We start from the raw sequence: 13,870 nt of genomic DNA, 5'->3' as shown, positions 1-13,870 counted from the left end.
GGTTGATAGGCCAGATATGGAAGCGCCGTAAGGTGTGGAGTTGACTGGTACTAATAGGCCGAGGGCTTGTCCTCAGTTGCTCGCGTCCACTGTGTAGGTTCTGAAGTAACGACCGTTGAGTCATGATTCCGGTTGGTTAACTTCATAGTGTTTCGGTGGTCATAGCGTTAGGGAAACGCCCGGTTACATTTCGAACCCGGAAGCTAAGCCTTTCAGCGCCGATGGTACTGCAGGGGGGACCCTGTGGGAGAGTAGGACACCGCCGAACAATTCTTCAGCTCCGGTCCCTGAACCCTCGTGGTTCAGGGACCGGAGCTTTTTTGTTCCGATTTTCGGGGGGTGGGCGTAACTCGACGTTCACCTCATCTGACAAGGATCCGCCCCATGCGGACTGTGGGAACGCTCAAGTCGGCCGGTGTGCGGACCGGGGATGAGGTCGTGGTGCCGGCGTACGGCAACGCCGAAGTGGCCCGGGCCGTCGTGGAGTTGGGCGCGGTGCCGGTATTTGCCGACGTGGACGCGGACAGCTACTGCCTGGACCCGGCGTCGGTGGCCGACGTGGTGTCCAGTCGGACCGTGGCGGTCGTGGCGGTCCACAAGTTCGGGCGGCCGGCGGAGGTCGGGCGGCTGCGTGAAGTGGGGCAGCGGCACGGGTTGTTGGTGCTGGTGGAGGACGAGGCCGGGGCGGATCCGGCGGGTACGGAGCTGCGTCGGGCGCATGCGGCGTATCTGGACGAGCGGCTCAGCGGGGTCCGGACGCCGGCGCCGGCGTCGGGGCACCTGTACGCGCAGTACGTGGTGCGGGTGCCGGGGAACGGCCGGCCGGACCGGGATGCGTTCGCACGTACCTTGCGGGCCAAGGGCGTTGGGTGCCGGGTGCCGGTGCAGGCGCCGGTGTACCGGCTGCCGGGGCTGCGGCGGGACGTGTTCCTGCCGGAGACCGAGCGGGCGGTGGACGAGACGTTGACGCTGCCGGTGCACGCCGGGATGTCGCGGCGGGAGCTGCAGAAGATGGTCGGTGCGTGCAATGCGTTGGGGGGATTGCTGCAGCCGGCCTTTTAGGAGCGGGCCGGGGTGGTTCGTGAGCGCCGCGGAGTTGGGGTAATATTCTTTCTGTTGCCGGCCCCAATAGCTCAGTCGGCAGAGCGTCTCCATGGTAAGGAGAAGGTCTACGGTTCGATTCCGTATTGGGGCTCAAGAGGCAAAGGCCCTCGCCGAATGGCGGGGGCCTTTGTCGTATGTGGCCGCGGGTGAGGGGCCTCAAGTCGCCTCAATTCCGTGCGCGATATAGGCCGGGCCCTGTGGGGCCCGGGCGGCCGTGGGGGTGTGGGGCGGGGCACCACGGTGGGTGGCCCGCCCCGGGGTCAGGCGGTCTGGGGCTGGGGCTCGGGGACGCGCATGGCGAGGATGGCCATGTCGTCGGAGGCCGGTTCGGCGGCGAAGCGTTCCACGGCACGCAGGACGCGGGCGGCGACGGCGCCGGCGGTCAGGCCGGTGCAGGTCGTCAGGACGTCGGTGAGGCCGTCGTCGCCGAGCATGCGGGCGCCCTCGCGGCGTTCCGTGACGCCGTCGGTGACGCACAGCAGGACATCGCCCGGGTCGAGGGTGACGGTCTGTTCGTACAGCTCGAGGTCGTCCATGACGCCCAGCAGGGGCTGGGGTTCGGCGGCTGGTTCGACCGTGCCGTCCTGGCGCAGCCGGAGCGGCAGCGGGTGGCCGGCGCAGACGACCTTGAGGAGGGCGCTGCCGTCTTCCTGGGGCCAGAGCTCGCCGTAAAGGAGGGTCAGGAAGCGGCTGCGGGCTCCTTCGTCGAGGATGGCGGCGTTGAGCCGCTCCAGGACTGCGGGGCCGCCGAAGCCCTCGCGGGCGAGCAGGCGCAGGGCGTGCCGGGCGAGGCCGGTGACGGCGGCGGCTTCCGGGCCGGTGCCGCAGACGTCACCGATGGCGAAGCCATAGGCGCCGTCGCGGATCGGGAAGAGGTCGTAGAAGTCGCCGCCGACCTCGTTGCCCTCACCGGCCGCGCGGTAGATGACCTCGACCTCGACGCCGGCGATGTCGGGCAGCTCCGGGGGCAGCAGGCTGCGCTGGAGGGACTGGCTGATGGCCGTGCGCTCGGAGTAGAGGCGGGCGTTGTCCAGGGCGAGGGCGGCCCGGCGGGAGAGGTCCTCGGCGAGTTCGAGGATCTCCTGGCGGAAGTGCTCCTCGGTGGGCTTGCCGAGGGTGAGCATGCCGATCACGCGGTTGCGGGCGACCAGGGGGAGGACGACGGTCTCGCCGCCGACCGCGGAGGCGGTGGCGAGGGTGGCGCCGGGGCCGCTGGAGGGGCGTGCGGCGTTGCCCAGGCCGAGGCTGCGCATGGAGGTGCGCAGTGCGGCGTCGTGGGCGGCGTCGCTGGGGGCGGTCCAGACGCGGGCGCCGGGGGTGGGGACCGGCTCGGGCGGGTCGACCTTCATCAGGAGTGTCTTCAGCCCGTCGATGCGGTCCTCGTCCTCGTGCAGGACGTACGACAGCTCGGGTTCGGAGGCCTGGTCGGCGACGGTGTAGACCGCGCACCAGGTGGCGAGGGTGGGGACCGTCATCTGGGCCATCAGGGCCAGGGTCTGGTCGCGGTCGAGGGTGCCGGCCAGCAGGTCGGACGCCTCGACCAGGAAGGACAGCGAGCCGCGGCGGAGCTTTTCGAGTTCGGTCAGCCGGGCACGTTCGACGGCGAGGGCGATGCGGTCGGCGGCGAACTGGAGGCGGAGGGCCTCTTCGTTGGTGTAGCGGCCGGGGTTTTCGGCGGCCACCCCGAGGGAGCCGGTCAGCCGTCCTTCGACCTTGAGGGGGACGGTGACGACGGAGCGCATGCCCGTGCCGCTGAGCAGGGGGACGGCGCCGGGGACGGCGGTGAGGTCCTCGTGGACGGCGGGCATCCGGGCGGAGCCGTAGCGTCCGGAGCCGGCTTCGACGGGGACGCGGGCGAAGCGCTGGCGGGCGGAGGGCAGGCCCGTGGAGGCGCGGACCTCCAGTTCGGTCTCGTCGTCGGTGGCGAGCAGGAGGTAGGCGGCGTCGCCGTCGAGCATGTCGCGGGCGCGTTCGACGGTGCGCTGGAGCAGGCCGTCGAGGTCGTCGGGGGCCGGCGAGCCGATGAAGACCTCGAACGGGTCGGAGGGGTGGGCCGCCGACTGGGCGGCCTGGCCGGTGTGCGAGGCGGTGTCGCCGGCGGGGGTGCGCTGGGGGCTCTGGAGGATCGCGCGTTCGTGGTCGCGGACCAGCAGGCAGACCGTGGAGGCCTCGCCGTCGGCGTCGCGGACGCGCAGGTGGGAGGCGTAGACGGGGATGACCCGGCCGTCGGCGCCGCGCATGCCGTAGGAGCCCTCCCAGCGGGACAGCTGGAGCGCCTCGGCGATGCCGGTGCCGGTGCCGGGGGTGTGCGGCCAGGCGGCGAAGTCGGTGAGGGGTTTGCCGATGACCTGCTCGGGATCGTAGGCGAAGAGGTCCTGGGCGTCCTCGTTCCAGAAGCTGATGCAGCCGCCGCGGTCGATCTGGATCACCGCGACGCGGACCCGGCTGTCGGTGACCGGGAGGGCGTCGACGGGGAGGGCGGGGCCGGCGGAGCGGGTGCCGGCGGGGCGCTCGGGCAGGTCGAGCTGGAACCAGACGTATTTCTGGGCCGCGCTGTATTCGACGCCCCAGCGGGCGGCGAGGGCGCCGCACAGGAGCAGTCCCCGGCCGCCCTCGCGGTCCGGGTGGACGATGACCTGGCCGGCGTTCTGGAGCGGAATTTCCCGTTCGGGGTAACGGTCGGCGACGGAGATCTTGACGCCGTCGTCGTCGCGCTGGCACAGGACGTCCGCGGCGGTGCCGGCGTGCACGACGGCGTTGGTGACCAGCTCGCTGGTGAGGACGACGGCGTCGTCGATGATGTCGGCGCAGCCCCAGCCCTGGAGGGTGTCGCGGACGAACGCACGGGCGGTGGCGACCGAGCGCCCGACCGGCTCGAAGGTTGCGGCGGCCCGCGCGGTGATCACTGGTCTCCTCATGCGTGTGTCGGTGATCTGCTCCCCCATGGTCGCGGCGCCCCTCCGGAAATACCTGGTGTGCTCGTGCCCCCGCCCGTACGCGAGGTCACGGGGGCGGGTGGACAGCCGTATGCCAGGTTACTTACCTTCGCCGCGGCCGAGGATGCCGGTCACGTGTGTTTCCGCCCCAATCGTGACGTGGGACGGTGTGCGATGCTGCCGAACTGTTATGGCCTGGTTGGGCCATGGTGAAACACTGGGCAAGTATCAAGAGAAAGCCCGGGTAGAACGGTCGACCCTGCGGGAGGGACACGGTGGAGTCTGGCGCAGCGGCGCGGGGCGTAAGCACGCGCGCGAAAGGCGGACGTTCCCGGAGCAACGGGACGACCGAGGTGGATACGGCTGCGCTGAATCGGCTGTTGGTCGCTCTGGTCGCCATGCGGGACGGGAACTTCCGCAAGCGGCTCACGGTTTCCGGCGACGGCGTCATGTCGGAGATCGCGGCGGTCTTCAACGAGGTCGCGGACCGCAATCTGCATCTGACGGGCGAGCTGGCGCGGGTGCGCCGGGTCGTCGGACGTGAGGGAAAACTCACGGAACGGCTGGAGGTCGGCGCCGCCGAAGGCTCCTGGGCCGCGGCCATCGATGCCTCGAACGCGCTGGTCGACGACCTGGTACGGCCGGTTTCCGAGGTCGGCCGGGTGCTCTCGGCGGTGTCCGAGGGCGATCTGGAACAGCGGATGGATCTTCGTTCGCGCAGTTCGGACAGTTCTTCGGAGCATCCCCTGCGCGGTGAATTCTTGAAGGTCGGCCGGACGGTCAACGGCCTGGTGGACCAGCTCTCCGCGTTCACCGACGAGGTCACGCGGGTGGCCAGTGAGGTCGGCACGGAGGGCAAGCTCGGCGGCCAGGCGCGGGTGCGCGGAATGTCGGGTTCGTGGAAGGACCTCACGGAATCCGTCAACACCATGGCGTCCCGGCTGACCGCACAGGTCCGGGACATCGCGCTGGTCACCACGGCGGTCGCCAAGGGTGATCTGTCGCGCAAGGTGACGGTCCATGTCGCCGGCGAGATGCTGGAGCTGAAGAACACCGTCAACACGATGGTGGACCAGCTGTCGTCGTTCGCCTCCGAGGTGACCCGGGTCGCCCGTGAGGTCGGTACGGAGGGCGAGCTCGGCGGTCAGGCCCAGGTCCCCGGTGTGGCCGGGGTGTGGAAGGACCTGACGGATTCGGTCAATCTCATGGCCGGCAACCTCACCGCTCAGGTGCGCGGGATCGCCCAGGTCACCACGGCCGTGGCCAACGGCGACCTGTCACAGAAGGTGACGGTCAGCGCGCGCGGCGAGGTCGCCCAGCTCGCCGACACGATCAACACCATGACCGAAACGCTGCGGACCTTCGCGGACGAAGTGACGCGGGTGGCGAACGAGGTCGGGGCCGAGGGGCAGCTCGGCGGGCAGGCGCAGGTGCCGGGAGCCGCGGGCACGTGGAAGGACCTCACCGATTCGGTGAACAACGCCTTCCGGAACCTGACGGCCCAGGTGCGGGACATCGCGCAGGTGACGACGGCGGTCGCCAACGGCGACCTGTCGCAGAAGGTCACCGTCGATGTGGCCGGGGAAATGCTGGAGTTGAAGAACACCGTCAACACGATGGTGGACCAGCTCTCCGCGTTCGGTGCCGAAGTGACGCGGGTGGCACGGGAGATCGGCGTCGAGGGTGAGCTGGGCGGCCAGGCGGCGGTGCCCGGGGCGGCGGGGACCTGGAAGGACCTCACGGACTCCGTCAACACCGCGTTCCGCAACCTCACCGGTCAGGTGCGCAACATCGCGCAGGTGACGACCGCGGTCGCCAACGGCGATCTGTCGCAGAAGGTCACCGTCGACGTCTCCGGCGAGATGCTCCAGCTGAAGAACACCGTGAACACCATGGTGGACCAGCTGTCGTCGTTCGCCGACCAGGTCACGCGGATGGCCAGGGACGTCGGCACGGAGGGCCGGCTGGGCGGACAGGCCCGGGTGGACGGCGTCAGCGGCACCTGGAAGGAGCTGACCGACTCCGTCAACTTCATGGCGGGGAACCTCACCTCGCAGGTGCGGCAGATCGCCCAGGTGACGACGGCGGTGGCGCGCGGTGACCTGTCGCAGAAGATCGACGTGGACGCCCGCGGCGAGATCCTGGAGCTGAAGAGCACCATCAACACGATGGTCGACCAGCTCTCCGCGTTCGCCGAGCAGGTCACCAGGGTCGCCCGGGAGGTCGGTACGGACGGCCGGCTGGGCGGTCAGGCGCAGGTGCCCGGTGTGGCCGGCGTCTGGCGCGATCTGACCGACTCCGTGAACGGCATGGCCGGCAACCTCACGGCCCAGGTCCGCAACATCGCGCAGGTCGCCACGGCCGTCGCGCGCGGTGATCTGTCGCAGAAGATCGACGTGGACGCCCGGGGCGAGATCCTGGAGCTGAAGAACACCCTGAACACCATGGTCGACCAGCTCTCGTCCTTCGCGGAGCAGGTCACCCGGGTCGCCCGCGAGGTGGGCACCGAGGGCATCCTGGGCGGTCAGGCCGAGGTGCAGGGCGTCAGCGGCACCTGGAAGGACCTCACCCAGTCCGTCAACTTCATGGCGAACAACCTGACGTCGCAGGTGCGCAACATCGGCGAGGTGACGACCGCGGTCGCCCGCGGTGACCTGTCGAAGAAGATCACCGTCGACGCCAAGGGCGAGATCCTCGAACTGGTCACGACCGTCAACACGATGGTCGACCAGCTGTCGCTGTTCGCCGAGCAGGTGACCCGGGTCGCCCGTGAGGTCGGTACGGAAGGCCAACTGGGCGGCCAGGCACGGGTCCCGGGCGTCACCGGCATCTGGAAGGACCTCAGCGACAACGTCAACCTGATGGCCAACAACCTGACCATCCAGGTGCGGAACATCTCGCAGGTCTCCGCGGCGGTCGCCAACGGCGATCTGACGAAGAAGGTCACGGTCGAGGCGCGCGGCGAGGTCGCGCAGCTCGCGGACACGGTCAACACGATGGTCACGACGCTGTCGTCGTTCGCCGACGAGGTCACGCGAGTGGCCCGCGAGGTGGGCACCGACGGCATCCTGGGCGGTCAGGCCCGTGTCCCCGGCGTCGCCGGGACGTGGAAGGACCTCACCGAGTCCGTGAACTCGATGGCCAACAACCTGACCGGCCAGGTCCGCAACATCGCGATGGTCACCACCGCCATCGCCAAGGGTGATCTGACCAAGAAGATCGACATCGACGCGCGCGGCGAGATCCTCGCGCTGAAGACCACCATCAACACCATGGTCGACCAGCTGTCGTCCTTCGCCGAGCAGGTCACCAGGGTGGCCCGCGAGGTGGGTACGGAGGGCCAGCTGGGCGGTCAGGCGCAGGTGCGGGGCGTGGCCGGCACCTGGCGGGACCTGACCGAATCCGTGAACGAGATGGCCGGAAACCTGACCCGGCAGGTGCGCGCCATCGCCGCGGTCGCCGCGGCAGTGACCCTCGGCGACCACAACGTCCGGATCGACGTGGACGCGGCCGGCGAGATCCTGGAGCTCCAGGACAACGTCAACACCATGATCGCCACGCTCCGCGAGACCACCCTCGCCAACGAGGAGCAGGACTGGCTCAAGGGCAACCTCGCCCGGATCTCCGGTCTGATGCAGGGCCGGCGCGACCTCAAGGACGTCGCCACGCTCATCATGAGCGAGCTGTCGCCCGCGGTCTCCGCGCAGCACGGCGCGTTCTTCCTTGCGGCGCAGCCGGACAGCCAGGAGATCGGCGCGGACGGCGGCGAGTCGGGCGAGTACGAGCTGCGGCTGATGGGCTCGTACGGCTACTCCGGCGGCAATATGCCCACCACCTTCAAGCCCGGTGAGACGCTGATCGGCACGGCCGCCGAGGAGAAGCGCACGATCCTGGTGGAGAACGTGCCCTCCGGCTACCTCAAGATCGCCTCGGGGCTGGGTGAGGCGCCGCCGGCGAACGTGATCGTGCTGCCGGTGCTGTTCGAGGACAAGGTGCTCGGCGTGATCGAGCTGGCGTCGTTCCAGCCGTTCACCCAGATCCAGAAGGACTTCCTCAGCCAGATCGCCGAGATGATCGCGACCAGCGTCAACACCATCTCGGTCAACACCAAGACCGAGGTGCTGCTCAAGCAGTCGCAGGAGCTGACCGAGCAACTCAAGGAGCGCTCGGGCGAGTTGGAGAGCCGGCAGAAGGCGCTGGAGCTGTCCAACTCCGAACTGGAGGAGAAGGCCGAGCAGCTGCGGGCGCAGAACCGCGACATCGAGGTCAAGAACACCGAGATCGAGGAGGCCCGGCAGGTCCTGGAGGAGCGCGCCGAGCAGCTCGCGGTCTCGATGCGCTACAAGTCGGAATTCCTCGCCAACATGTCGCACGAGCTGCGCACCCCGCTCAACTCGCTGCTGATCCTGGCCAAGTTGCTGGCCGACAACGCTGAGGGGAACCTCTCCCCGAAGCAGGTCGAGTTCTCCGAGACGATCCACGGCGCGGGCAGTGACCTGCTCCAGCTGATCAACGACATCCTGGACCTCTCGAAGGTCGAGGCAGGCAAGATGGACGTCAGCCCGACGCGGATCGCGCTGGTCCAGCTCGTCGACTACGTCGAGGCCACCTTCCGGCCGCTGACCGCGGAGAAGGGACTCGACTTCTCCGTACGGGTCTCGCCGGAGCTGCCGGCCACGCTGCACACCGACGAGCAGCGGCTGCTGCAGGTGCTGCGCAACCTGCTGTCCAACGCGGTGAAGTTCACCGACACCGGCGCGGTCGAGCTGGTCATCCGGCCGGCCGGCGCGGACGTCCCGGTGGCCATCCGCGAACAGCTGCTGGAACACGGTTCGCTGCGCGACCCGGACGCCGAGATGATCGCGTTCTCCGTGACCGACACCGGCATCGGCATCGCGTCCAGCAAGATGCGGGTCATCTTCGAGGCGTTCAAGCAGGCGGACGGCACGACTAGCCGCAAGTACGGCGGTACCGGTCTGGGCCTGTCCATCAGCCGGGAGATCGCCCGCCTGCTGGGCGGCGAGATCCACGCCCAGAGCGAGCCCAACCGCGGCTCCACCTTCACGCTCTACCTGCCGCACAACCCGGGCGGGCTGCCGCCGCAGGGCTACCCCCAGCTGGTCGCCGGCGGGCTGGCGATGGACGCGGAGGCGCGCGAGACGGAGGCCGGGATCCAGGAGACGGAGGAGCCGCCGCGCCGGGAGGTGGGCGGCGGCAGCCTCAACCGGCGCCGCCGGCGGGCGATTTCCGGGTCCCAGCGGCGGTTCGCGCTGCCCGGCCAGCAGCCGTCCGGCCCGCCGCAGCCCGCCCCGCAGGCGCCCGCGCAGCCGGAGCGGCAGCCCGCCGAGGAGCCCTGGCTGGGCAACGGCCAGGACCTCGTCGAGCCGGGCTTCGCGGGCGGCTTCCAGGGCGAGAAGGTGCTGATCGTCGACGACGACATCCGCAACGTCTTCGCGCTCACCAGCGTCCTGGAACAGCACGGGCTGTCGGTGCTGTACGCGGAGAACGGCCGGGAGGGCATCGAGGTCCTGGAGCAGCACGACGACATCGTGCTGGTCCTGATGGACATCATGATGCCGGAGATGGACGGCTACGCGACCACCGCGGCGATCCGCCGGATGCCGCAGTTCGCCGGGCTGCCGATCATCGCGCTGACCGCGAAGGCCATGAAGGGCGACCGGGAGAAGAGCATCGATTCCGGGGCCTCCGACTACGTGACCAAGCCGGTGGACACCGACCATCTGCTGTCGGTCATGGAGCAATGGATGCGCGCGGAGTGAGAGGGCGTCCAGTATGGAGCCGGAATGAGGATCATCGCGTGCTGACGGAGTGTGGCGGCGGACGTGTGGAGGCCCCGGATCCGGGGAACCTTCTCGTCTCTGTCTGCGTTTCTGCTACGTGCACAGTGACATCGCGGTGACAGGGTGTGGCGACAGGCGGGGTGCAGCTACCATGACCGGCACAAGGACGGGCGGCATGACGGAGTCGTCCCCTGGGGCGGCGTCCGGTTCACTGCCGGGGCGAGGAGGACGGGCCATGGTGCAGAAGGCCAAGATCCTCCTGGTCGATGACCGGCCGGAGAATCTGCTGGCGCTGGAGGCGATCCTCTCCGCGCTCGATCAGACACTGGTGCGGGCATCGTCCGGGGAGGAAGCGCTCAAAGCACTGCTCACGGACGATTTCGCGGTGATTCTGCTAGATGTGCAGATGCCGGGCATGGACGGTTTCGAGACCGCCGCGCACATCAAGCGGCGCGAGCGCACCCGTGACATCCCGATCATCTTCCTCACGGCCATCAACCACGGTCCGCACCACACCTTCCGCGGCTACGCGGCCGGCGCGGTGGACTACATCTCCAAGCCGTTCGACCCGTGGGTGCTGCGCGCGAAGGTCTCGGTCTTCGTCGAGCTGTACATGAAGAACTGCCAACTGCGGGAGCAGGCCTCCCTGCTGAGGCTGCAGCTGGAGGGCGGCCGGCCCAGCGCCGACGAGGCGAGGGAGTCGGCGGGGCTGCTCGCCGAGCTGTCCGCGCGGCTGGCGGCGGTCGAGGAGCAGGCGGAGGCGCTGTCCAAGCAGCTGGACGAGACCGCGGACGCCGCGGCGGTGGCCACCGCGGCCCATCTGGAGCGCAAACTCACCGGGCTGCGCCGGGCGCTGGACGCCCTGGAGCCGGGTGCCGGGGCCGCCACGGGGTGAGCGCGGGGCGGCCGCCGGGCTGCTGACGCCCCCTCATGAAACGGGCGCGCGACACGGATGGGTGAAGGGCCGTGCGCTCGTGTCATGCCCGCGATCGCCTGTAATCTCGTCGCCATGGCCTCACGTACGTCCGGCAAGGGAACCCAGAGCACGGCGGGCCCCTCGAAGCAGCGCGCCGGACGGTCCGGGGGCGCGGCCAAGAAGACCGCAGCGAAGAAGGCGCCCGCGAAACCGCCCGCCAAGAAGGCCGCGGCGAAAAAGGTCCCGGCCAAGAAGGCCCCGGCCAAGAAGGCGCCCGCCAAGAAGGCCCCGCCCAGACCGGCACCGTCCCCGACCGGCGGGGTGTACCGCCTGGTCCGCGCCTGCTGGCTGGGGATCGCCCACGCCATCGGAGCGGTGTTCCGCGGGATGGGCCGCGGCGCGAAGAACCTCGACCCGGCGCACCGCAAGGACGGTCTGGCCCTCGGGCTGCTCGGTCTGGCACTGGTGATCGCGGCCGGCACCTGGTCCAACCTCTCCGGTCCGGTCGGCGACCTCGTCGAGCTGCTGGTGACCGGCGCGTTCGGCCGTCTCGACCTGGTCGTCCCGATACTGCTCGGCGGCATCGCGGTGCGGCTCATCCGGCACCCGGAGCAGCCGGAGGCCAACGGACGGATCGTCATCGGGCTGTCGGCGCTGGTCGTCGGCGTCCTCGGGCAGGTCGCGATGGCCTGCGGCTCGCCGGGGCGCGGCGATGGTTTCGCGGCCATACAGGACGCCGGCGGCTACCTCGGGTGGGTCGCCTCCAAGCCGCTGATCTTCACCGTCGGCCAGACCCTGGCCGTGGCGCTGCTGGCGCTGCTGACCGTCTTCGGGCTGCTGGTGGTCACCGCGACCCCGGTCAACGCGATCCCGCAGCGGCTGCGGGCGCTCGGCGTGCGGCTGGGCGTGGTGCACCCCCTGGAGGAGGTGGACTTCGACGAGGCCGAGGAGTACGCCGACGACTGGCGCGAGCAGCCCGCGCCCGGCCCCCGTCGCCGTCCCTCCGCGGCGCCCGTCCCGGCCGACCCGGACTCCCTGGAGGAGGCGGCGCTGGCCAAGCGGCGCCGGCCGCGCCGGAGCTCGGTACAGCCCGCCGCGGACCGGCCGATGGACGCGGTGGACGTGGCCGCCGCGGCCGCCGCCGCGCTGGACGGCGCGGTGCTGCACGGCGTCCAGCCCTCCCCGCTCGTGGCCGGGCTCAGCAGCGGCATCTCGACCGAGCACCGCGAGCACGGCGGCGCGGACACCGCGGGGGAGAGCGGTACGGTCCCGCCGGCCCGCGGGGCCGCGCCGAAGCCGGAGCCGACGCCTGCCGAGGAGCCGCCCACCGCGTCCGTCCCGGACTTCACCAAGGCCCCGCCCGAGCCGTCCGGCGAGCTGCCGCCGCGCGCCGAGCAGCTCCAGCTGTCCGGGGACATCACCTATGCGCTGCCGTCGCTGGACCTGCTCTCCCGGGGCGGGCCGGGCAAGACCCGCAGCGCCGCGAACGACGCCATAGTGACCGCGCTGACCACGGTCTTCCAGGAGTTCAAGGTCGACGCCGCGGTCACCGGCTTCACCCGCGGCCCGACGGTCACCCGCTACGAGGTCGAGCTGGGCCCGGCCGTCAAGGTCGAGAAGATCACCGCGCTGGCGAAGAACATCGCGTACGCGGTGGCCAGTCCCGACGTCCGGATCATCAGCCCGATCCCGGGCAAGTCCGCGGTCGGCATCGAGATCCCCAACACCGATCGCGAGATGGTCAACCTCGGCGACGTGCTGCGGCTCGCGGACTCCGGCGAGGACGACGACCCGATGCTGGTGGCCTTCGGCAAGGACGTCGAGGGCGGGTACGTCATGCACTCGCTGGCGAAGATGCCGCACATGCTGGTGGCCGGCGCCACCGGCTCCGGCAAGTCGTCCTGCATCAACTGCCTGATCACCTCGGTGATGATGCGCGCCACCCCGGAGGACGTCCGGCTGGTGCTGGTCGACCCCAAGCGCGTCGAGCTGACCGCCTACGAGGGCATCCCGCACCTGATCACGCCGATCATCACCAACCCCAAGCGGGCCGCCGAGGCGCTGCAGTGGGTGGTGCGCGAGATGGACCTGCGCTACGACGACCTGGCGGCCTACGGCTTCCGGCACATCGACGACTTCAACGAGGCGGTGCGCGACGGCAGGATCAGCGCGCCGGAGGGCAGCGAGCGGGAGCTGTCGCCCTACCCGTACCTGCTGGTGATCGTCGACGAGCTGGCGGACCTGATGATGGTCGCGCCGCGCGACGTGGAGGACTCCATCGTCCGCATCACCCAGCTCGCCCGGGCCGCCGGCATCCATCTGGTGCTCGCCACCCAGCGGCCGTCCGTCGACGTGGTGACCGGCCTGATCAAGGCCAATGTGCCCTCGCGGCTCGCGTTCGCCACGTCCTCGCTGGCCGACAGCCGGGTCATCCTCGACCAGCCGGGTGCCGAGAAGCTGATCGGCAAGGGCGACGGTCTGTTCCTGCCGATGGGGGCGAACAAGCCGACCCGAATGCAGGGCGCGTTCGTCACCGAGGCCGAGGTCCACGCCGTGGTCAAGCACTGCAAGGACCAGATGGCCCCGGTCTTCCGGGACGACGTGACGGTGGGCAGCAAGCAGAAGAAGGAGATCGACGAGGACATCGGCGATGACCTCGACCTGCTGTGTCAGGCCGCTGAGCTGGTGGTTTCCACCCAGTTCGGGTCGACGTCGATGCTCCAGCGCAAGCTGCGGGTGGGCTTCGCGAAGGCCGGCCGGCTGATGGACCTGATGGAGTCGCGCAACATCGTCGGGCCCAGCGAGGGGTCGAAGGCTCGTGACGTTCTTGTGAAACCTGACGAACTGGACGGAGTGCTGGCGGTGATCCGGGGGGAGGCTACGGAGTAGCACAGACATCCGGGTCACCCGTACGGGAGACGCAAGCAACCGTTTCTCCTGCCGACACGTCAAGTTGAGGGAGGCGAGGGAACGATGCTTCATCCTCTACCCGCACGGCACCCCCGCGGGGCGTTCTGATGGCGTACAAACCGAGCTCTCCCGCTTGCCCGACCCTTTCGCTCCACCCCTAGACTGAGCTTCCAGCAGGTGGCTACACGCTCGAAAGGCGCCGC

Annotated in this window: 5 protein-coding genes, 1 tRNA gene and 1 rRNA gene; 6 read left to right on the top strand and 1 reads right to left on the bottom strand. The window is 69.9% G+C overall.

All coding sequences use genetic code 11. The features are described 5' to 3' along the window. The first annotated feature begins 151 nt into the window (after positions 1–151). The 3 genes from rrf (at position 152) to AB0E02_RS08065 (ending at position 1,195) form a co-directional block, all read left to right on the top strand. Positions 152–268, top strand: a 5S ribosomal RNA gene (rrf, locus tag AB0E02_RS08075). A gap of 116 nt (positions 269–384) precedes the next feature. Then, positions 385–1,062, top strand: coding sequence for a DegT/DnrJ/EryC1/StrS family aminotransferase (locus tag AB0E02_RS08070; RefSeq protein WP_030415580.1), 678 nt, complete (start codon positions 385–387; stop codon positions 1,060–1,062). A 60-nt stretch (positions 1,063–1,122) separates the two neighbouring features. Next, a tRNA-Thr gene (locus AB0E02_RS08065) sits at positions 1,123–1,195 on the top strand. A 169-nt stretch (positions 1,196–1,364) separates the two neighbouring features. Here the strand turns inward: AB0E02_RS08065 and AB0E02_RS08060 are convergent. Next, positions 1,365–4,022, bottom strand: coding sequence for a SpoIIE family protein phosphatase (locus AB0E02_RS08060; protein WP_362137147.1), 2,658 nt, complete (start codon positions 4,020–4,022; stop codon positions 1,365–1,367). Positions 4,023–4,315: 293 nt separating this feature from the next. Between AB0E02_RS08060 and AB0E02_RS08055 the strand changes: the two genes are divergently transcribed. The 3 genes from AB0E02_RS08055 to AB0E02_RS08045 all read left to right on the top strand — a co-directional run bounded on the left by AB0E02_RS08055 (position 4,316) and on the right by AB0E02_RS08045 (position 13,646). After that, positions 4,316–9,820 carry a HAMP domain-containing protein gene (locus AB0E02_RS08055; protein WP_362137146.1) on the top strand — a complete coding sequence of 1,835 codons (5,505 nt, stop codon included), beginning with the start codon at positions 4,316–4,318 and terminating at the stop codon, positions 9,818–9,820. A gap of 256 nt (positions 9,821–10,076) precedes the next feature. Then, the gene (locus AB0E02_RS08050) at positions 10,077–10,736 is read left to right on the top strand and encodes a response regulator (RefSeq protein WP_201809813.1); all 660 of its coding nucleotides are present in this window, start codon (positions 10,077–10,079) and stop codon (positions 10,734–10,736) included. Positions 10,737–10,850: 114 nt separating this feature from the next. Beyond that, the gene (locus tag AB0E02_RS08045) at positions 10,851–13,646 is read left to right on the top strand and encodes a DNA translocase FtsK (RefSeq protein ID WP_362137145.1); all 2,796 of its coding nucleotides are present in this window, start codon (positions 10,851–10,853) and stop codon (positions 13,644–13,646) included. Positions 13,647–13,870 lie beyond the last annotated feature (224 nt).

The organism is Streptomyces sp. NPDC048196 (genome assembly GCF_040652715.1).
In the GTDB taxonomy this organism is placed as follows: domain Bacteria; phylum Actinomycetota; class Actinomycetes; order Streptomycetales; family Streptomycetaceae; genus Streptomyces; species Streptomyces siderophoricus.
This window is presented reverse-complemented; position numbering and strand designations above follow the sequence as displayed.